Origin of the sequence: Geodermatophilus ruber (assembly GCF_900114385.1) — a bacterium.
Classification (GTDB): domain Bacteria; phylum Actinomycetota; class Actinomycetes; order Mycobacteriales; family Geodermatophilaceae; genus Geodermatophilus; species Geodermatophilus ruber.
This window is the reverse complement of record NZ_FOSW01000021.1, coordinates 23,862-43,971: the sequence shown is the minus strand read 5'-3', so window position 1 is coordinate 43,971 and position 20,110 is coordinate 23,862. Positions and strand designations below refer to the sequence as shown.

The window sequence follows — 20,110 nt, the reverse complement described above, 5'->3', positions numbered from 1 at the left end:
CCCCCACCACTCGCAGGCTCGTGGCGGGGCCCTGCAGGAGGGCCGCGGATCGAGACCTACGAGGAGGCCGCAGTGATCGTCGAGGTGGTCGGTGGCGCCGACGAGCGGCCGGAGGTGCGGGTGGTCGACGTCGACGACCTGACCCGGCTGCACCTGGCGCTGGGGGCGGTGACCGACGGGGAGGCCGACCGGGTGCTGCGCGAGGCCGGGCTGGGTCGGGTGCAGGACGCCGAGACGGGGATCCTCGACGTCGCGGCGCTGCGCTCGGCGGCCGCCGCGCAGGCGTCCACGGAGGACTGGGACCGCCGGTGGGACGGCATGCTCGAGTACGCCGGCAGCAAGGGCTGGCTGGTCGATGACGGTGCCGGCCTGCAGGTTCACGTGGAGAGCGCCGCGGGAGCCTGATCTCGCGCCGCCCATGGCCCGTTTCTTGACGGTTGCAAGAAAAAGTTCGCCGCGGTCATTGTGGTGACTCCAATGAACGTCCACGATGACGCGGTGATGACCAGTCGTGAGGGGGCCGCGGCGTGACCGGCACCCCGGGGCGCCCGCTGAGCGCCGAACTGTCGGAGCAGCTCCTGGCCGTCGCCGTGGACATCCTCGCTGAGGAGGGCTGGGGCAAGCTCAACAGCGATCGCGTCGCGGCCCGGGCGCACGCGGGCAAGGCCGGCATCTACCGCCGCTGGCCCACGATGGCCGCCATGGCCCGGCACGCGATCCGCCGGTTCACCCTCGTCACCGTCCCGTCGGACACCGGCTCCCTGCGGGACGACCTCGCCGCGCTCGTCGAGCGCTGGCGGCGGCCGCTGAACCGGGAGGAGCGGGCCGCGGCGAGCCTGGTCGGCGCCGCCCGCAACGACGAGGACCTGCAGGCCGGGCTGGACGAGGCGCTCGTCCGCCCGCTGGCCGCGGCGGTCGCGGAGCTGGGGGAGCGGGCGGCCGCGCGCGGGGAGGTCGTCGCCGAGGAGCGCCTGGCACTGCTGGCCTCGGTGCTGGAGGCCTTCTGGTGGCGGCGCTTCACCTCGCCCGCCGGCGTGCTCTCGGCCGAGCAGCTGGATCGGCTGATCGACGACGTGCTCGTCCCCGTCGTGCAGCCGGCGCGGGAGACGGCCGCGGCCTGAGGCGGGGCCGGTCAGCCGGCCTGCCGCACCCCCCGGGGGGAGCCGGCGTCGGGCGACCGGGGCGGCGCACCGTGCAGCGGGCGCAGCCCCTGTTCCAGCTGGATCAGCATCATCTCGGTCAGCGGCACGATCGCGGCGTCGTCGGTGTCGTTCGCGGCCTCCGTGCGCCGGCCGGTCAGGAGGACCCGGGGCACCGCCAGCCACGTGGCGGCGGTGAGCGCTGCCGCGGTGGCCGGGTCGGTCGACGCGGGACCCGCGTCGACCGGGGCTGCGTCGGCGGACCACGCCTGGGCCAGCGCCTCGGCCAGCCGGCACTCCGCCTCGTGCACGAGCTCCCGCTCCCGGGCGAGCAGCGCCGGCGAGGCGCCTATGGTGGCGAGGTAGCACCGCTGCTCGGGATCGCCGTCCGCGCCGACCTGGCCGGCGACCAACTCGACCAGGTATCCCCGCAGCGCGGTCAGCGGCGGGACGGCGGGCGGCCGGGTGCGCACCGCCGCCGCGGCGCCCTCGACCCATGGCGTCCGGCCGTCGAAGAAGAGGTCTTCCTTCGTGGCGAAGTGGTTGAAGACGGTCTGCACGGCCACGTCGGCGGCGGCCGCGACGTCGGCGATGGTGACCGCCTCGAAGCCGCGCTCGGCGAACAGGTCCTGGGCAGTCCGGCGGATCAGCTCGCGGGTCTGCGCCTTCTTCCGGGCCCGCCGGTCACTGAGCTCACCCACAGTATCAGTCTAACTCCGGTGCGTAATGATCATCGACGGGTCCCGGGCGGTTCGGTGCTCCGGCCGGCCAGTCCTCCGCCGCGGCGCGGGTCCGCGTCTGACCAGCGCGGTCAGGTCGACCACGTCGAGGTAGGGGGCGACGTCGGCGATCCTGGCCTGCCGGGCCACCGGCAACGGGGTGGGCGGACTGCGACATGAGCCGATCGTGCCGGAGCGCGGCGGAACGCGCGGGTCCGCGCGGCCGGGGCCGGAGCGGTCGCTGGTTTCCTCGGCCGTGGCCTGGGCAGATGCTCGGCATGCGCGCAGCAGTCGGCGTCCCACGCAGGCCGCCGTCATGACCGTCCGGGTCGGGCTCGTGGGCGCCGGTGGGGTGGGCGCGCGGCACGGGCGGACGCTGGCGGGCTTCCCCGACGTGGAGCTGGTCGGGATCACCGACGCGGTCCCCGGCGCCGCCGACGCGCTGGCCGTGGAGCTCGGCATCCCGGTCGTGGACGGCGTCGACCGGCTGCTGGCGCAGGCGCCCGACGGTGTCTGGCTCTGCGTGCCGCCCTTCGCGCACGGCGAGCTGGAGCTGGCCGCCGTGCGTGCCGGGGTGCCGTTCTTCGTGGAGAAGCCGCTGGCCACCGGGCCGGCGCCGGTCGAGGAGGTGGCCGGTGCCGTGGCCGCGGCCGGGCTGCCCACCGCGACCGGCTACCACTGGCGGCACCTGGACACCGTCGCCGCGGCCCGCGCCCTCTGTGCCGACCGCCCGCCCCGGCTGGTGGACGTCACCTGGCTGGACAAGGTGCCGCCCCCGGCGTGGTGGTCCGACCGCGCGCGCTCCGGTGGCCAGGTGGTGGAGCAGGTGACGCACGTGCTCGACCTGGCCCGGCTGCTCGCCGGCGAGGTGGTCGAGGTCCGGGCGCTGGCCGCCCCCTCGAGCGCGGCCGGGCGGGACGTCGACGACGCCACCGCCGCGCTGCTCACCTTCGAGTCCGGCGCGGTCGGGACGGTCACCGCCGCCTGCCTCCCAGCCGCAAAGGTCCGCGCCGGCGTGGGGGTCGTCTGCACGGGCGTGGCCCTGGAGCTGACCGAGACGGAGCTGACCGTGACCACGGCCGGGGGCACCGAGCGCCGCACGCCCGCGGTGCACGCCCGCACCGCCGTCGACCGGGCGTTCGTCGACGTGCTGGCCGGTGCCGCCCCGCCCGAGGCGCTGGTCGACTACGCCGAGGCGGCGCGCACCCACCGGCTCGCGGTGGCGATCGCGGAGGCGGTGCGCACCGGCGCCGCCGTCCGGCCGGACGGCGGCGCGTGATGAGCACGGTCCGCACGCTGGTGGTGCCCCGCCCCGGTGAGCTGGACGTCGTCGAGACCGAGGAGCCGGCCCTGGCCGAGGGGCGTTTCCGCGCCGCGACGCTGTTCACCGGGCTCTCGGCCGGCACGGAGCTGACCTGGTACCGCGGCACCAGCCCCTGGTTCGCCGCCGGCTGGGACGCCGAGCTGGGCCTGTTCGACCCCGGCCGCCCGGCGGCGCACTTCCCGGTCGAGCGGCTGGGCTACATGGAGGTCGCCCGGGTCACCGGCAGCCGGACGCCGGCGGTCCCCGAGGGCGCGCTGGTGGCGATGGCCTACGGGCACACCACCGTCCACCACGGCGACCCGCGCACCGAGCACGTCGTCCCGCTGCCCGACGAGCTGGACCCGGTCCTCGGCGTCTACGTCGCCCACCTGGGCCCCATCTGCGCCAACGGGCTGTTGCACGCCGCGGCCGAGGCCGGCGGGAGCACCCTGGACGCCGGCGTCCGCGGCCGGCTGGTCGTGGTCACCGGCGCCGGGGCGATCGGGCTGCTCGTCGGCCTGCTCGCCCGCCGGCACGGGGCGGCCGAGGTCGTGGTGGTCGACGCGACCGCCGAACGCCTGGCGGCCGCGGCGCGGCTCGGGCTCGGCGCCGTCGAGGACACCCCCGACCTCGCCGCCGAGTTGAAGCTGCGCTGGCGACACGGGCCGGCCGACCACGGCGCCGACATCGTCTTCCAGTGCCGCGGGCAGGACGCGGCGCTGGCCACCGCGCTGCGCGTGCTGCGGCCGCAGGGCACCGTGGTGGACCTGGCCTACTACACCGGCGGAGCGGCCGGCGTGCACCTGGGCGAGGAGTTCCACCACAACGGCCTGGGCATCCGGTGCGCGCAGATCGGCCGGGTGCCGCGCGGCCTGGCGGGGACGTGGGACCGCCGCCGGCTGTCGGCGGCCACCCTCGAGCTGCTGGCCGCCGAGGGCGACGCCCTCCGCGCGCACCTGCTCACCGACGTCGTCCCCTTCGCCGACGCACCGACGGTGTTCGCCGAGCTCAGCGCGCGGCGACGTCGGGCCCTGTCGACCGTGTTCGCGGTGCCGGCACCGTGACCCGCCTGCGGACTGCCCGCCGGAGCACCTGCTCGTAGAGCCGCTCGTACCCGGCGGCCATCACCGCGGGGGCGAAGCGACGCCGGGCGTCGGCGGCGCAGGCGGCCGGGTCGATCTCGTCGAGGCGGCGCAGCGCGGCGGCGAACCCGGCCTCGTCGGTGGTGAGGAACCCGGTGCGGCCGTCGTCGACCAGCGTGGGCAGGCAGCCGCGGGCCATCGCCACCACCGGGGTGCCGGCGGCCAGCGCCTCGCAGACCGCGGTGCCGCCGGGCTCCTCCCAGCGGATCGGGAAGAGCACCGCCCGCGAGCAGCGGAGCAGGTCGGCCTTCGCCGCGCCGCCCACGCTGCCGATCCACCGGGCCTGTACGCCGTCCAGATGCGGGTCGACGTGCTCGAGGAACCAGGCGACGTCGGGGTGCGAGCGCGCGGGGTGACCCGGCACGGCCAGCGCGGCGGCCAGCGCGTTGCGGTCGGGCAGGCCGCCGACCGGACCGGCCAGCACCAGCGGCACCCCGGCCTCCTGGCAGGCCCGCAGCGCGGTGTCCACGCCCTTGAACTCGCACAGCCGCGCCAGCATCAGCACCGAGTCCGCCCGCTCCTCCCGCGGCACCGGCGGCCGGTCGTCGTCGGTGGGCACCGCGAGGGGGACGACGCCGATGACCTGCTCACGCAGCCGTTCCGGCGCCCGGGCCACCTGGGAGTCGGAGACGCCGGCGAAGAACACCCGGCCGGCGCCGTCGAAGGTCGCCCAGAACGCGGCGTTGCGCTGCGCGTCCCAGTGCAGGGTCGCCAGCGCCGGGGGGCCGGCGTCGCCCAGCGTGGCGAGCAGGGCCGGGCCGACCACCTCGACGTGGGTGTGCACCAGGTCGAAGGGCTCACCGGCCTGCGCGTGCTCGGCGAGCGTGGCGAGCACCACCTGCTCGTGGGCGTGCGCCGTCCCCACCACCGTCGGGTACGGGCCGCCGAGCTGCCCGAACTGGCCGGTGGGGAAGGCGCTCACCAGCCCGTCGACCGGCAGCGTGGATTCCCCCACCGACGCGAGGACGACGCTGTGCCCGCGGGCGCGCAGCTCGGTGGTGAGCGTGGCGACGACGTTCTCCAGGCCCCCGTAGCCCGGAGGTGGCACCGGCAGCCACGGGCCGGCGTCCATCAGGATCTTCATGCCTGCCGCCACGCGCGGGCCTCGGCGTCACGGAGGGTGCGCATCGGTGGCCGTTCGACGACCGTGACGTCCCAGCTGACCGCCTCCAGACCGTCGCCGGTGCGCAGGAACTGCAGCAGTTCGCCCTCCGGGCGGCCGGCCCCCGGCCGCCGGGCGAGGGCGGTCTGCAGGATCTGCCCGGCCATCCGGCCCAGGGCGGCGTCGTTCTGGTGGCTGTGCCGGCGGACGCCGAGGTCCACCTGGGCGAGGGCGTTGAGCCCGGCCCGCCGCAGCAGGTCGACCAGCAGCCCGAACTCCACGCCGTAGCCGGAGACGAACGGCACCTCCTCCAGCAGCGTCCGGCGGCCGGCGTACTCCCCCGACAGCGGTTGCACGAACCCGGCCAGCTGGGGCCAGAAGGCGTTGAGCAGCGGCCGGGCGACCAGCTCGGTGACCCGGCCGCCACCGGAGGGCACGATCCCCTCCGTCGTGCTCAGCGGCCGGTCGTAGAGCGCCTTGACGTAGCCGATCGTGGAGTCGGTGAGCAGCGGGCCGAGCAGGCCGATGACGAAGCGGTGGTCGAAGCGGATCAGGTCGGAGTCGAGGAAGACGACGAGCTCCCCCGTCGTGACGTGCAGCGACTTCCACAGGGCCTCGCCCTTGCCGGGGCGGCAGCCGTGGCCGGGCAGCACGGTGTCGACGTGGACCACGCGGGCGCCGGCCGCGGTGGCCACCTCGGCCGTGCGGTCGACGGACCCGCTGTCGATGACCACCAGCTCGTCGACCAGCGGGCACCGCTCGACGAGCCGCTCGCGGATGGTCGAGACGATCGTGCCCACGGTGCGCTCCTCGTCCAGCGCAGGCAGGACGACGCTGACCGTGGCGTTGCGCTCGGCCTTCGCGGCGAGCAGCTCGCTCGCATACCACGAGTCGGCGGAGAAGGTGCGCTGGTGGAGCCAGTCGCGGACGTCAGGGCGCACGGTGGGCTCCCTCAGGTCAGGTGCCGACACCGTTGTCGGCACGGACCCCCCGTCGGGTCAGGATGCCCGAAGATCACCGATTCCGCCCGGTTCGGCCGCGCCGCGATCGATCAGCCCACGCCCTCCGCGCGCAGCGCCCGGTACTCGGGCACGGTGCGCATCGGTGGGCGCTCGTCCACGGCCACCGGCGTGCTGTGCGGGACGAACGCGGCGCCGTCGTGGGCGAACTGGGTGAGCAGCCCGGCCGCCCCGGCGTGCCCGGCCCCCGCCCGGGAGAGCACGGTGGAGACCACCTGGCCGGCCATGCGCCCGAGCGCCTGCTCGCTCTGCGAGGTGTGCCGGCGGACGCCGAGGTCGACCTGCGCCAGCCCGGCCAGCCCGGTCACGCACAGCAGGTCGATGAGCAGTCCGATTTCCACCCCGTACCCGGAGACGAACGGCACCTGCTCCAGCACCGACCGGCGCCCGGCGTACTCCCCGCCGAGCGGCTGCACGAAGCCGGCGAGCTCCGGCCACAGCGCGTTGAGCAGAGGGCGGGCGGTCAGCTCGGTGACCCGCCCGCCGCCGGCCGGCCGGATCTCGCCGTCGACCTCCAGCGGCCGCGTGTAGCAGCCCTTCACGTAGTCGATCTGCGGATCGGTGAGCAGCGGCGCCAGCAGGCCGGGGACGTAGTGGCCGACGTTGCCGAGCAGGTCGGCGTCCAGGAACACCACGAGGTCGCCGGACGTGGCGGCCAGCGACTTCCACAGCGCCTCGCCCTTGCCGGGGCGGCTGCCGTGCGCGGGCAGGACGTCCGCGGTGGCCACCACCTCGGCGCCGGCCGCCCGGGCCACCTGCGCGGTGCGATCGGTGGAGTCCGAGTCCATCACCAGCAGCTCGTCGACCAGGGGCACGTCGAGCACCCAGCGCGCGCGCAGGTCGGCCACCAGCGCCCCGACCGTCGCCTGCTCGTCCCGCGCCGGCAGGACCACGCTGATCCGGTGCCGCCCGCGGCGCTTGGCGCGCAGCAGCCGCCCGAGGTCCAGCCGTTCCAGCGACGGCGCCGCGGTCGTGTGCTGGTCGAACCACGCGCGCGCGTCGGGCCTCATCGCTCCACCTTCCGGGAGCGGACCGGCGTGCCGCTACGGAGTGCGCCGGAGTTCACCTGTTCGTCACCGGCCGGCAGCGCTCCCCACCGAGCGCAGCGCCGTCGTGCTCTGCGGGCCCACGGCGGCGCCGTCCCCGGTCGGCTCGGGGTGGCCCAGATCGGTCAGCCAGCCCCGGAACACCCGGTGCAGGTGCTCGGCGCCGACGACCTCCCCGGGCGGGGTGAAGGACCGGGGGTGCAGCAGGAACCCGCGCTGCTGGGGGCCGCCGAGCCCGCCGTGGGAGCCGACGTGCGGTTCGAACGCCGAGGCCTCGTCGGTCTCGGGGTCGTACCGGCTGTTGATCACGACGTCGGCGCAGTGCGGGAACCCCGACACCCGGGCCACCAGCGCCGGCGCGTGCTCCCCGTACGGGGCCAGCGGGTCGGTCCCGAAGACCTCGCCGGTGGCCAGCCGGTGCACCCCGTCGCGGCCGAGCGCCACCGGCCCGTACTCCTCCGAGTGCACCAGCAGGAACCCGACGCCGTCGTGGTCGACCAGGCCGGGCAGCAGGTGCGGCCAGTGCGCCTCGATCTCCTCCAGCGAGACCCGGCCGGGGATGGCTGGGAACGACACCATCGCGGTGTGGCCCGAGACGGTGACGACCACGCCGGGGGCCACCCCGGGCACCTGCCCGCGGGCCTGCGGCTCGTGCTCGTGCGGCGCGCCGTCGGCCCGCTCCACCCGCTGCCGCAGCGCCCGGGCGATCGGGCCGCCCTCGGCGAGGGCGGCGCCCACCTGCCAGCCCTCGGTGAGCCGGCGGCTGTCGCGCGGGCCGGTCGAGGACTGCTCGCCCGCGGTCCCGCACAGCCGGCCGACCAGCTCCTCGATCGTCTCGCCGAACCGCTGGCTGAACGCCTCGCCCTGCGTCTGCCCGTGGTCGGAGAGGCACACCAGGTGGTACTCCCGGGGCGCCAGCTGGGCGGCCCGGTGCAGCCGGCCGATCTGCTGGTCGATGCTGCGCAGCACGGCGAGGCTGTCGGCCCGCTCCAGCCCGGCGTGGTGCGCGGCCTCGTCGTAGCCGAGGAAGTCGGCGTAGGCGACCGGCCGGCCGGCGAGCATGTCCTCGAGCAGCGCGAAGACGACGACGTCGCGGGAGATGACCGTCGTCCCCGGCCGGGCCAGCGGGTAGATGCCGCCGCGGGGCACCCGCGGCCGGACGTCGTCGCGCCGCTCCCGGGCGGCGGCGACCAGCTCGCGGTAGATGTCGACGGCGGAGACGGCGATCGTCCGCAGCGCGTTCACCGGGTTGGCGAAGTAGGCGTAGTAGCCCGAGCCGGCCCGGTCGCGGCGGCGATCCCGGCGGGCGCGGGCGGGCACCACGTGCGCCAGCGAGCTCATCGTCAGGCTCACGTGCTCGGCGTCGCCGGTGAACAGGTTGCCGCGGCTGGCGCCGCCGCCCGCGAGCAGCCCGCGGCCGTCGGAGATGCGCCGCTCGATGGCCGCTGCGTCACCCGGGTGCGACACCCGCACCACCCGGTTCTGGTCCTTGTCGTACCAGCGGAACCCGGGGATGTCGTGGTTGGAGCCGTGCAGGATGCCGCTGACCGCGGCGCCGGTCTGCGAGCTCCAGTCGGTGTGCCAGGAGGTCAGCACGTGGCTGCCCGAGCGCAGCCAGCGGGCGAGGGTGGGCATCGAGCCGTCGCGGACGGCGCGGCGGGCGGTGTCGTAGGACAGCGCATCGATCTGCAGGAACAGCACCCCGGGCGGGCGGGGACCCTCGCTCGCGGCGGAGCGGGCCCGGCGGCGGGCACGGCGGAAGAACAGCTCGTCCTCGTCGATGGCCAGCAGGCTGCTCACCAGGCCGGACACCGCCGCCATGCCGAGCGCCACCCACAGCGCGGTGCCCAGGTCGGCGATGACCACGCCGGGGATGAGGAAGGACAGGCCGAGCACCGCGGCGCCCAGCAGCAGGAAGCTGCCCAGCCCGAGGGTGAAGAAGGCGATCGGCAGCGCCACCCGCATGACCAGCGGCCAGATCACCGCGGTGAGCAGGCCGAGCAGCAGGGCGGCCACCGGGGGCTGCCAGGCCGCGGGCATGGAGAAGGCGGCCAGCCATGCGTCGAGCGCGACCAGCGCGGCGGTGGAGGCCCCCCAGGTGAGCAGGACGCGGGCCGGCGTCCGGCCGCGTTGCAGGACCCGGCCGACCGGAGCGTGCCGGGTCATGCCGGTCGACAGGAGTCGGGCTCGGAGGCCTTCCCGGTCGGGACCCGCCGCCGGCGGGAGGTGACCAGGTTGAGCACCGCGCCCGCGAGCAGTACCAGCGCGGTGGCGATGAGCACGGCGGTGAGCGGGGAGTCGAAGACGCCGCCGCTGATCACGCCGAGGGAGACGTAGGCCAGCGCCCAGAGGAAGGCGGCCAGCAGCGACGCCGGCAGCAGCCGCCGCCACGGGTAGCTCAGCGCCCCGGCGGCCAGCAGCACCGGGATCCGGCCGGCGGGCAGCAGCCGGCCGATCACGATGATCTGCCAGCCGTGCCGGCGGAACTGGTCGCGGACCTCCTCGAGCCGCTCGGCGTGCTGGCCGCGGGCGACCCAGCCCACGGCGTGGGGGCCGCCGAACCGGCAGACGGCGAAGGTGACCACGTCGCCGGTCCAGGCGGCGAGGGTGGCGACCACCAGCACCAGCGGCAGGTTCAGCGCGTCGGCGGTCATCGCGAACGCGGCGGCGGCGCCCACCACGGCACCGGTCGGGACGACGGGGACGATCGAGCCCAGCAGCACGCCGCCGAACAGCACCGGGTAGCCGATGACCGACCCGTCGGAGAGGCCGGCGAGCGCGCTGCTCATGCGATCTCCGTCGCGGCCGGCAGCAGCACCGGCCGGCCGGGCTCGGTCACCGCCACGTGGGTGTCGAGCCCGAGCGCGGCCACCTCGGCGGCGTAGGTGTGCGGCGGCTCGGTGAGCAGCGAGCGCATCCGCCCGCGCAGACCCGGCAGCACGGTGGTGCCGCGGACGGCGAGGGTGCCCCAGTGGACCGGGACGGCGACCCGCGGCCGCAGCCGGGCGGTGGCCGCGGCGGCGCGGGCCGGGTCGAGGTGGCCGGGGCCGAGGGTGGGTCCCCACCCCCACACCGGCAGCAGCGCGACGTCGATGCCGCGCGCGCCCAGCAGGTGCATCCCGTCGAAGAGGTCGGTGTCGCCGCTGACGTAGACGGTGCGCCCGGCGCCCTCCACGAGGTGGCCGACGGCGTCGGTGTCGGGGCCGTGGGTGAGCCGGGGCCCCCAGCGGTGACCGCTGTGCTCGGCGGGGACGGCGGTGATCCGCAGCTCGCCGTGCCGGAACGACTCGCCCGGCATCAGCTCCTCGACGTACCGGAACCCGCGGGCGCGCAGCCACGCCCCGGCGCCCCGGGGGACGGCGATCCGGACGTCGGGGTCGAGCATCCGCAGCGAGGGCAGGTGCAGGTGGTCACCGTGCAGGTGGCTGACGAGGACCAGGTCGACGCCCGACCAGCTCGCCGGGGGCGGGGCCGGCACGACCCGGCGCAGCAGCCCGACGTGCGGGGCGAGCAGTGGATCGGTGAGCACCGTGTGCCCGGCCAGCTCGACGCGGACCGTCGAGTGCCCGAGGAAGTGCATCTCCGGATCGCTCACGGGCCCAGTATCGGCCTCCCCGCTGACGAGACGACCGGATTCGGACCGGGCCGTGATCATGCCGAGTCCTGCCCGTGATCATGGGGAGTCCTGCCGTGATCATGGGGTTGTTGCGGGCAACACGCGACGACGCGCCGCAGCGGCGGGCAGGAAGCCCATGATCACGGAAGAGCGCGGGCCGGGGCGGTCAGCTGGCTGGCCTCCACCGGGTGGGAGAGCGCGAAGCCCTGCGCGCCCGGGCGGAGTGGGCCGTATACCAGCCCCGACGGGGGAGCGCTACGCCGGGTTCGACAGGTCGGGCCCGGCAGCAGATGGCAAGGTGGGGCGCGTGAAGACCTGGCTCGATTCGTGGCCGGTGTTCCGGCAGTTGACCGGCCCGGACCCGCTCGGCCGCGGCCGGGCCGCGCGCAGCAGGGCGACCGAGAACGTGGTCAGCCGCACGGCCACCGCCGACCGCGTCGTGCAGAGCGTCTGCCCCTACTGCGCGGTCGGCTGCGGGCAGCGGATCTTCGTCAAGGACGAGCAGATCATCCAGATCGAGGGCGACCCGGACTCGCCGATCAGCCGCGGCCGGCTGTGTCCGAAGGGCAGCGCGAGCAAGCAGCTGGTCACCAGCCCGACCCGGGTCACCACGGTCAAGTACCGGCGTCCGTACGGGACGGAGTGGGAGGACCTCGACCTCGACACGGCGATGGAGATGATCGCCGACCGCGTCCTCGACGCCCGCCGCAAGGGCTGGCAGGACGAGCACGAGGGCCGGCGGGTCAACCGCACCATGGGGATAGCGAGCCTCGGAGGGGCGACCCTCGACAACGAGGAGAACTACCTCATGAAGAAGCTCTACAGCGCCATGGGCGCGATCCAGATCGAGAACCAGGCCCGCATATAGCACTCCGCCACGGTCCCCGGTCTGGGGACCACGTTCGGTCGTGGCGGTGCCACGAACACCCTGGAAGACCTCGCGAACTCCGACTGCATCGTCATCGAGGGTTCGAACATGGCCGAGTGCCACCCGGTCGGCTTCCAGTGGGTCGGTGAGGCGAAGGCGCGCGGGGCGAAGGTCGTGCACATCGACCCGCGGTTCACGCGGACCAGCGCGCTGGCCGACCTGCACGTGCCGCTGCGCATCGGCACCGACATCGCCTTCCTCGGCGGCCTGATCAAGTACGTGCTCGACAACGAGCTGTACTTCAAGGAGTACGTGGTCGCCTACACCAACGCCGCGGCGCTGGTGGGCGAGGAGTTCGTCGACGCCGAGGACCTCGACGGCCTCTTCTCCGGCTTCGACCCGGAGAACCGCACCTACGACGAGGCCAGCTGGCAGTACGAGCCGGAGGAGCCGCCGCACACCAACGGCGACGACCCGGCCAAGGCGGCCGAGCAGGAGCGCTCGGAGCAGCACCCGGACGTGAAGCGGTCCGACCGTGCCCAGGCCGCCGGCAGCGGCGGGCCGCCGATCCCGGCCAAGCCGAAGCGGGACGAGACGCTGCAGCACCCGCGCACCGTGTTCCAGGTCCTCAAGCGACACTTCGCCCGCTACACGCCGGAGATGGTGGCCGAGGTCTGCGGCATCGAGCCGGAGGTGTTCCTGCAGGTCGCCCGGTGGGTGACGGAGAACAGCGGCCGCGACCGGACGACGGCCTGGGTGTACTCGGTGGGCTGGACGCAGCACAGCGTCGGCGCGCAGTACATCCGGACGGCGTCGATCCTGCAGACGCTGCTGGGCAACATCGGCCGCCCCGGCGGGGGGATCATGGCGCTGCGTGGGCACGCGAGCATCCAGGGCTCGACCGACGTCCCGACGCTGTTCAACCTGCTGCCCGGCTACCTGCCCATGCCGCACGTGCTGCAGCACGACACGCTCGAGGACTACGTCGCCGACGCCGCCGGCAAGGCCGGCTTCTGGGGGAACAAGCGGGCCTACACGGTCAGCCTGCTCAAGGCCTGGTTCGGGGACGCCGCGACGGCGGAGAACGACTTCTGCTTCGACCACCTGCCGAAGATCAGCGGTGACCACAGCTCGTACCAGACGATCGCCGCGATGATCCGGGGCGAGGTCTCCGGCTACTTCCTCGTGGGCGAGAACCCGGCGGTCGGCCACCCGAACAGCCGGATGAACCGGTTCGGGCTGGCGAACCTCGACTGGCTCGTCGTCCGCGACCTGCAGATGATCGAGTCGGCGACCTTCTGGAAGGAGGCCCCGGAGATCGAGACGGGGGAACTGGCCCCCGAGTCGATCGCCACCGAGGTCTTCTTCGTGCCCGCGGCCTCGCACGCGGAGAAGGAGGGCACCTTCACCCAGACCCAGCGGGTGCTGCAGTGGCGGCACAAGGCGGTCGACCCGCCGGGTGAGGCGCGCAGCGACCTGTGGTTCTACTACCACCTGGGCCGCATCCTGCGGGAACGGCTGAAGGACTCCACCGACCCGCGGGACCGCCCGCTGCTGGACCTCACCTGGGACTACCCGACGCACGGCCCCGAGGCCGAGCCGAGCGCCGAGGCCGTGCTGCGGGAGATCAACGGCACCGGGCCGGACGGGCGGGCGTTGTCGTCCTACCTGCAGATGCAGGACGACGGCTCGACCGCCGGTGGCTGCTGGATCTACTGCGGCGTCTACGCCGACGAGGTCAACCAGGCCGCGCGCCGCAAGCCCGGCCGCGAGCAGGGGCAGGTCGCCTCCGAGTGGGGCTGGGCCTGGCCGCTGAACCGCCGGGTGCTCTACAACCGCGCGTCGGCCGACCCGTCCGGCAAGCCGTGGAGCGAGCGGAAGAAGTACGTCTGGTGGGACGAGGAGGCCGGCCGCTGGACCGGTCTCGACGTCCCCGACTTCGAGGCGCAGAAGCGGCCGGACTACGTGCCCCCGGAGGGCGCGCGGGCGCAGGACGCGATCGCCGGCATCGACCCGTTCGTCATGCAGGGCGACGGCAAGGCGTGGCTGTTCGCGCCCGCGGGGCTGGTCGACGGCCCGCTGCCGGCGCACTACGAGCCGGCGGAGTCGGTCGTCGAGAACGGGTTCTACAAGCAGCAGGCCAACCCGACGCTCGAGATGATCGACGGGCCCTGGAACCGCGCCAACCCGACGCGCAGCGAGGTCTACCCGTTCGCCGTCACCACCTACCGGCTCACCGAGCACCACACGGCCGGCGGGATGAGCCGCACGCTGCCCTACCTGGCCGAGCTCCAGCCGGAGTTCTTCGTGGAGGTCAGCCCCGAGCTGGCCGAGCTGCGCGGGCTCACCAACGGAGAGTTCGCCACGCTGGTCAGCGCGCGCACGGCGATCGAGGCCAAGGTGCTGGTGACCGAGCGGGTCCGGCCGATCCGGCTGCGCGACGGCCGGGTCGTGCACCAGATCGGCATGCCGTACCACTGGGCCTATGCCGGCATCTCCACCGGGGACTCGGCCAACGACCTGCTGGGGATCGTGCTGGACGCGAACACCCACATCCAGGAGTCGAAGGTCAGCACGTGCGACATCGTCCCCGGACCGCGGCCGCGCGGGCCCGAGCTGCTGGAGTTCGTGGAGTCCTACCGCCGGCGGGCCGGGGTGGCCTCCGGGAAGGTCGGGTTGAACGGGCGCGACCCGGTCGAGGCGGTCGCCGGAGAGGGATCCACCGCATCGTGAGCACGGCAGAGAGGAGGCCGGCATGACCTCGATCAGCTCGGCGAGCCCGGCCTTCACCGGGCGGGATCCGGAGAACCGGCTGTTCGGGCCGCTGCCCGACGTCCAGGGCGAGGCCGGCTACGACGCCGACCACCCGGCGCGGGTCGGGTTCTTCACCGACACCTCGGTGTGCATCGGCTGCAAGGCGTGCGAGGTGGCCTGCAAGGAGTGGAACCTCCTGCCGATGGACGACGCGCACGGCACGCGTGACGTCATCGGCCTGACCGGGATGTCCTACGACAACACCGGCCAGCTGGGCGCCAACTCCTGGCGGCACGTGGCGTTCATCGAGCAGAGCCGCACCGTCGACCTGCCGATGCCGGCCGTCGGCCTGCCCGGCGCCGACCGGCCGGCGAACGTGCTCAACACCGAGGCGCTGACCGAGTTCGACCCGCAGGCGGCGACCTCCGGCGCGGACAAGCAGATCCGCTGGCTGATGAGCTCGGATGTGTGCAAGCACTGCACGCACGCCGGCTGCCTGGACGTCTGCCCGACCGGGGCGCTGTTCCGCACCGAGTTCGGCACCGTCGTCGTCCAGCAGGACATCTGCAACGGCTGCGGCTACTGCGTGCCCTCCTGCCCGTACGGCGTCATCGACCAGCGCAAGGACGACGGCCGGGTGTTCAAGTGCACCCTCTGCTACGACCGGCTGACCGACGGGCTGCAGCCGGCGTGCGCGACCGCCTGCCCCACCCAGTCGATCCAGTTCGGCAACCTCGACGAGCTGCAGGCCCGCGCCGACGCCCGGCTGGCGACGCTGCAGGCGCAGGGCGTGGAGGGCGCGCGGCTCTACGGCCGGGACGAGAACGACGGCGTCGGCGGCAACGGGGCGTTCTTCCTGCTGCTCGACGAGCCGGAGGTCTACGGCCTGCCGCCGGACCCGGTGGTCACCACCCGGGACCTGCCCGCGATGTGGCGGGCCGCGGCCAAGGGCGCAGCGATGATCGTCGGGGTGGCGCTGTCGGCGGTCCTCGGCTCACGGAGGAAGCGGTGACGGAGGGGATCACCCAGCCGGGCGGCGGCTGGCGCCGGGCGGACCGGTGGGCCGGCAACGGCAAGCGCCGGCGCAGGGGCGGCGGACGGCGCAACGCCGAGATGCCGATGGTGGACGACGTCGAGTTCACCTCGTACTACGGCCGGCCGATCATCAAGCCCCCGGTGTGGAAGACGCCGGACGTGCCGCTGTATCTGTTCCTCGGTGGCGCCGCGGGCTCGTCGGCGGTGCTCGGCGCGCTGGCCGACGTCACCGGCCGGCCGCACCTGAGCCGGGTCGCCCGGTTCATCGCCGGCGGCGGCTCGATGGCCTCGGTGGGCTTCCTGGTCCACGACCTGGGCCGGCCCGAGCGGTTCCTGCACATGCTGCGGATCTTCAAGCCGACGTCCCCGCTGTCGGTGGGCACCTACATCCTGTCGCCGTTCAGCGCGGCGGCCGGGGCGACGGCGGCGGTGGAGCTGCTGGGCTGGTTCCCGCGGCTCAAGCGCTTCGGCGGGGCGGTGTCGGCGCTGTTCGGCGGGCCGATGGCCACCTACACCGCGGTGCTGCTGTCCAACACCGCCGTCCCGTCGTGGCACGCGGCGCACGAGCAGTTGCCGTTCGTCTTCGGCGGCTCGGCCATGGCCGCCGGCGGCGGTCTCACGATGGCCCTGACGCCGGTCGAGGAGGCCGGCCCGTCGCGGAAGATGGCCGTGGCCGGGGCGGCGATCGAGCTGGCCGCGATGCACCGGGTCGAGCACGACCACGGCATCGTCAGCGAGCCCTACCACGAGGGCCGGGCCGGGAGGCTGCTGCGCGCGGCCAAGGCCTGCACCGCGGCCGGCGCGGCGCTCACCGTCGTCGCCGGGCGGCGGCGGCCTGGTGCGGTGCTGTCCGGCGTGCTGCTGGCCGCCGGGTCGCTGCTCACCCGGTTCGGGGTGTTCGACGCCGGCATGGCCAGCGCGAAGGACCCGAAGTACATCGTCGTCCCGCAGCGGGAGCGGATCGAGGCGGGGAAGGGCTCGGGCGCGGTCACCCGCTGAGGCCCGGCAGCTGCAGTCGATCATGGAGTTGTCATCGCCCGACCCGCTGGCAACGTCGTGTCCTGCGGCAACGACCCCATGATCACGGGGAGGGGGGAGACCCGCAGCGGGGGACGGCGTCGGCCCAGCGCGCCCAGCCGGGCAGGTCGGCGCCGTAGGCCTTCCCGATCGTGCCGGTGGTCGCCGTCCAGTCGACGCGGCCGCCGATCTCGGGCTCGTCCTTGTCCCACTCGAACCAGTTGACCATCGCCAGCCGGGGCAGCTGCACGGCGATCGCCGGGTCGTAGACCTGCCGCCACCACGCCTGCTTGAGCTCCAGCTCGGCGGCGCCGCGGCGGCCGGGCGCGTACAGCGCCGCGGTCTCCGGGACGGCGACCGGCTTGCCGTGCTGCTCGCCGTAGACGCCGTAGAAGTCCGGCAGCCCCCGGTCGTCGCCGGCCAGCCCGGCGTAGGTGCCGGTCAGCTGGGCGACGAACTTGCCCGGCTCGGGTACCTCGTTCTCGCCCCAGGGCCAGGCGCTGCCCCAGTGGTAGAGGGACATGCCCACCCAGTCGACGGCGTCCTCCCCCGGCCAGTAGGGGGCGTACGGGTCGTCGGCGCCGGTGACGGTGCCGTCCCCGTCGGTGTCCAGCGCGGAATCGTCGCCCTGGTGCTCCCCGCCGGCGAACGGGTAGCCGCCGCCGTAGTTGGGCGCCCACATCATCGCCGAGCCGGGTGCGCCGGCGTGGACGGCGTCGGCGACCCGGCGGAACGCGGCCACGTACTCGGCCGGCTGCTGCCCCCAGGCGTACCAGGAGCCGTTCATCTCGTGCGCGAAGCGGACGATCACCGGCACGCCGCGGCGGTTCCAGCCGTCCAGCCGCTCGGCCAGGTCGCCGGAGGCGGGCCCCGTGACGGCGGGCAGCCCGTCGTGCGGCTCGAGGGTGAGCAGCAGCATCCCGCCCGCGGCCGCCAGCTGGTCGACCGCGAGGTCGAGGTTGCGCTCCTCGCCGGGGGCGAACGGGAAGTGCGCGAAGCTCACCGCGACGGCCGGCTGCTCGCCGAGGTCGGCGGCGTACTCGGCCAGGGTCTGCCGGCCCCACTCGAGGTTGACGCCGAGGTAGGCGCCCGACGCCGGGACGAGGTCGGCGGCCGGGGTCGGGGCGCACGTCGAGCGCTCGGCCTGCTCCTCCGCGGGCGCGCAGCCGGCGAGGGCCAGCACCAGCGCCGCGGCCAGGGCGCGCTTCACGCCGGCTCCAGCACGCGTGCCCCGGGGCGGACGGCGGTACCGGCGGCGGCGGGGGCCCACTTCAGCGCGGCCACGCCCATGGCGGCCGCGGAGAGGGCGGCCAGCGCGCGCCAGTCCCGGGAGCGGAACTGCAGCCGGTGCCGGTCGCCCTGCACCGAGCGGACGACGACCTCGAAGATGATCGGTTCGCGCCGGTCGGGCACCCACATGGCCAGCAGGGTCTCGGTGCCGACCGCAAGCGCGTGACGGGGCAGGCGCACCTGGGCCCCGCCGAGGGAGACGTCGACCATCCCCCCGGGCAGCCCGTCGAGCGTGGCCGGGACGGTGAGGGGGAAGCGGTGCCCGTCCCGCCGCTCGGTGCCGAACCGGGAGCTGCGGATGCGCGCGATCGCCGTCCCGACGAAGCCGGCGGTCACGGCCAGCCACAGCAGCGGCACCGCGGCGGTCACGGTGGCCGGGTAGCGGGTGGGGGTCAGCCCGGCCAGGGAGAGTCCGGCGTAGCCGACGGCGGAGACGAGCACGAGCGCCAGGGCCCAGAGCACCCACGGCACCCGGGCGCGGGCCCGGTCCTCGCCGGTGCGGCCCTTGGCGGTCACCGCGAAGGTGCCGGTGCCCGGCAGCAGCAGCGACAGGGTGGCCGCCAGGTTGGAGGGCAGCCGCAGCACGTCGAACAGCAGCGAGAAGTCCGCCCGGGCGAAGCCGCGGCCGAGCAGCGTGATCGCCGCCTGCTGCAGCACGAACGCCGAGCCGGCGAAGAACAGGAACGCCCACGGGTCGGTGCTGACCGGGAACAGCCCGGTGGCCAGCACCGCGACCGGCAGCAGCGCCAGGCCGAGGGTGCGCCAGGAGTCGAACCAGGCCGACAGCGAGTAGGCGTAGCTCAGCCGCTGGGCGAGGGTGAGCCCGGGGGTGGTCAGCGGGTTGTCGACGCGCAGCACCTGCATGGCGCCGCGGCCCCAGCGGCGGCGCTGGGCGTAGAAGGCGTCCGGGGTGCCGGCGGCCAGGCCGCTGGCGAGGACCTCGTTGTGGTACGCGGTCCGCCAGCCGGCGGCGTGCAGCCGCATGGTGGTGTGGAAGTCCTCGGTCAGGGTCTCGGTGGCCACCCCGCCGACGCTGCGCAGCGCCGACACCCGCAGCACGGCGTTGGTGCCGCACCAGAACGCCGCCCCGGCGTTGTGCTTGCCGGCCTGGATGACCCGGTAGAACAGCGACTCCTCGTGCAGCGCCGAGCCGGGGTGGTGGTGCTCGAAGGAGGACTGGTTGTAGAAGTCCTGCGGGGTCTGCACCAGCGCCAGCTGCGGGTCGGCGAAGTAGGGCACGGTGCGGATGAGGAAGTCCGGCTCGGGCACGTGGTCGGCGTCGAACACCGCGATCAGGTCGGTGGTGACCATCCGCAGCGCGTGGTTGAGGTTGCCCGCCTTGGCGTGGTCGTGCACCGGGCGGGTCACGTAGCGGGCGCCGAGCGCGAGAGCCATCTCGGCGACCTCGGGGCGGTCGCCGTCGTCGAGGATCCAGGTCTCGTGGTCGCCGTCCATGGCGAGCACGGCGGTGACGGTGGGCAGCAGCACCTCGAGCTGCTCGTTGTAGGTCGCGATCAGCACGGTGACGCTGGGCTGCGGGCCGGCCTTGGGCGGGGTCCGGAGCCGCTCGCGGGTGGGCGTGACGTCCCAGGTGGTCACGACGAACAGGACGAGCGCGACGAAGCCGTGCAGCTCCAGCAGCAGGAACGGGATGCCGAGCCAGAGCGCGTCGCCGGAGGGCATCGTCCAGCCGATCCGCCAGACGAGGTAGACCACCGTGCAGGCGATCGCGCCGACGGCGACCGCGTGCAGGAGGGCGCGGCGCGCGGTGCTCTCCGGGGCGGGCAGCTCGCCGCCCGGCCGCGGACGCCGGCGGACGGCGGCCGGGCGCGCCGGGGCGGGCCGCAAGCCGGCGGAGGCACGGGTCGCCCGGTGGCGGCCGCGCGCGGGGGCGGACCGGCTCACGGGCGTCTGCCCAGGTCGCACTGCATGCGGAACCCATCGGTCCCCGGCGGACTCCGCGCGAGGCGAGGACGGCGGGGATCACCCCTCGGGGGGAGACCCGCGGGCCGCCGGCCGGACCACGGCGCAGACTGGCCGGGTCCCACCGGCCGCCCGAA

16 protein-coding genes and 1 pseudogene are annotated in these 20,110 nt (G+C 74.8%); 8 read left to right on the top strand and 9 right to left on the bottom strand.

Annotation, left to right across the window (positions count from 1 at the left end):
- Window positions 1-72: 72 nt before the first annotated feature.
- Together BMZ50_RS22740 and BMZ50_RS22735 are read left to right on the top strand one after the other, a co-directional pair.
- Complete coding sequence (locus tag BMZ50_RS22740; RefSeq protein ID WP_091329820.1) at window positions 73-405, top strand: hypothetical protein; 333 nt, start codon at window positions 73-75, stop codon at window positions 403-405.
- Window positions 406-527: 122 nt separating this feature from the next.
- A complete protein-coding gene (locus tag BMZ50_RS22735) occupies window positions 528-1,121 on the top strand; it encodes a TetR-like C-terminal domain-containing protein (protein ID WP_091329818.1) in 594 nt (197 codons plus the stop codon).
- Window positions 1,122-1,132: 11 nt separating this feature from the next.
- Here BMZ50_RS22735 and BMZ50_RS22730 read toward each other — a convergent pair whose 3' ends face one another.
- Window positions 1,133-1,840: a TetR/AcrR family transcriptional regulator gene (locus BMZ50_RS22730; RefSeq protein ID WP_091329816.1), complete on the bottom strand. Its 708-nt coding sequence runs from the start codon at window positions 1,838-1,840 to the stop codon at window positions 1,133-1,135.
- 334 nt (window positions 1,841-2,174) lie between these two features.
- On the opposite strand from BMZ50_RS22730, the gene BMZ50_RS22725 reads away from it, so the two are divergent.
- The gene (locus BMZ50_RS22725; protein WP_091329813.1) at window positions 2,175-3,137 is read left to right on the top strand and encodes a Gfo/Idh/MocA family protein; all 963 of its coding nucleotides are present in this window, start codon (window positions 2,175-2,177) and stop codon (window positions 3,135-3,137) included.
- Window positions 3,137-4,225, top strand: a complete 1,089-nt coding sequence (locus tag BMZ50_RS22720; protein WP_091329811.1) for a zinc-dependent alcohol dehydrogenase — start codon at window positions 3,137-3,139, stop codon at window positions 4,223-4,225. Before BMZ50_RS22725 ends, BMZ50_RS22720 begins: the two co-directional genes overlap by 1 nt.
- Here BMZ50_RS22720 and BMZ50_RS22715 read toward each other — a convergent pair.
- The 6 genes from BMZ50_RS22715 to BMZ50_RS22690 form a co-directional block, all read right to left on the bottom strand.
- The gene (locus BMZ50_RS22715) at window positions 4,170-5,387 is read right to left on the bottom strand and encodes a glycosyltransferase (RefSeq protein ID WP_091329862.1); all 1,218 of its coding nucleotides are present in this window, start codon (window positions 5,385-5,387) and stop codon (window positions 4,170-4,172) included. The genes BMZ50_RS22720 and BMZ50_RS22715 overlap by 56 nt on opposite strands.
- Window positions 5,384-6,346 (bottom strand): glucosyl-3-phosphoglycerate synthase, encoded by a 963-nt coding sequence (locus BMZ50_RS22710; protein WP_091329809.1) that lies wholly within the window; start codon window positions 6,344-6,346, stop codon window positions 5,384-5,386. The genes BMZ50_RS22715 and BMZ50_RS22710 overlap by 4 nt, the downstream gene beginning before the upstream one ends.
- 110 nt (window positions 6,347-6,456) lie before the next feature.
- On the bottom strand, window positions 6,457-7,434 hold the full coding sequence (locus BMZ50_RS22705; RefSeq protein ID WP_091329807.1) for a glucosyl-3-phosphoglycerate synthase: 978 nt from the start codon (window positions 7,432-7,434) through the stop codon (window positions 6,457-6,459).
- A gap of 63 nt (window positions 7,435-7,497) precedes the next feature.
- Window positions 7,498-9,636, bottom strand: coding sequence for a phage holin family protein (locus BMZ50_RS22700; RefSeq protein WP_091329805.1), 2,139 nt, complete (start codon window positions 9,634-9,636; stop codon window positions 7,498-7,500).
- Window positions 9,633-10,259 carry a DedA family protein gene (locus tag BMZ50_RS22695; RefSeq protein WP_091329803.1) on the bottom strand — a complete coding sequence of 209 codons (627 nt, stop codon included), beginning with the start codon at window positions 10,257-10,259 and terminating at the stop codon, window positions 9,633-9,635. Before BMZ50_RS22695 ends, BMZ50_RS22700 begins: the two co-directional genes overlap by 4 nt.
- On the bottom strand, window positions 10,256-11,065 hold the full coding sequence (locus tag BMZ50_RS22690; RefSeq protein ID WP_245753814.1) for an MBL fold metallo-hydrolase: 810 nt from the start codon (window positions 11,063-11,065) through the stop codon (window positions 10,256-10,258). Before BMZ50_RS22690 ends, BMZ50_RS22695 begins: the two co-directional genes overlap by 4 nt.
- Window positions 11,066-11,393: 328 nt before the next feature.
- On the opposite strand from BMZ50_RS22690, the gene BMZ50_RS25350 reads away from it, so the two are divergent.
- From BMZ50_RS25350 to nrfD, 4 genes and pseudogenes are all read left to right on the top strand, one after another.
- Window positions 11,394-11,954, top strand: coding sequence for a dehydrogenase (locus tag BMZ50_RS25350; RefSeq protein WP_091329801.1), 561 nt, complete (start codon window positions 11,394-11,396; stop codon window positions 11,952-11,954).
- Window positions 11,955-11,966: 12 nt separating this feature from the next.
- Window positions 11,967-14,687 (top strand): annotated as a pseudogene (fdh, locus tag BMZ50_RS22680) (formate dehydrogenase); the annotation flags it as partial.
- Window positions 14,688-14,709: 22 nt separating this feature from the next.
- Window positions 14,710-15,720: a 4Fe-4S dicluster domain-containing protein gene (locus BMZ50_RS22675; RefSeq protein WP_091329797.1), complete on the top strand. Its 1,011-nt coding sequence runs from the start codon at window positions 14,710-14,712 to the stop codon at window positions 15,718-15,720.
- Window positions 15,717-16,742 carry an NrfD/PsrC family molybdoenzyme membrane anchor subunit gene (gene nrfD, locus BMZ50_RS22670; protein WP_091329794.1) on the top strand — a complete coding sequence of 342 codons (1,026 nt, stop codon included), beginning with the start codon at window positions 15,717-15,719 and terminating at the stop codon, window positions 16,740-16,742. Before BMZ50_RS22675 ends, nrfD begins: the two co-directional genes overlap by 4 nt.
- Window positions 16,743-16,824: 82 nt before the next feature.
- Here the strand turns inward: nrfD and BMZ50_RS22665 are convergent, their stop codons facing one another.
- Both BMZ50_RS22665 and BMZ50_RS22660 read right to left on the bottom strand, forming a co-directional pair.
- Window positions 16,825-17,970, bottom strand: coding sequence for a glycoside hydrolase family 26 protein (locus BMZ50_RS22665; RefSeq protein ID WP_143087260.1), 1,146 nt, complete (start codon window positions 17,968-17,970; stop codon window positions 16,825-16,827).
- Window positions 17,967-19,955: a glycosyltransferase gene (locus tag BMZ50_RS22660; RefSeq protein WP_091329790.1), complete on the bottom strand. Its 1,989-nt coding sequence runs from the start codon at window positions 19,953-19,955 to the stop codon at window positions 17,967-17,969. Before BMZ50_RS22660 ends, BMZ50_RS22665 begins: the two co-directional genes overlap by 4 nt.
- Window positions 19,956-20,110 lie beyond the last annotated feature (155 nt).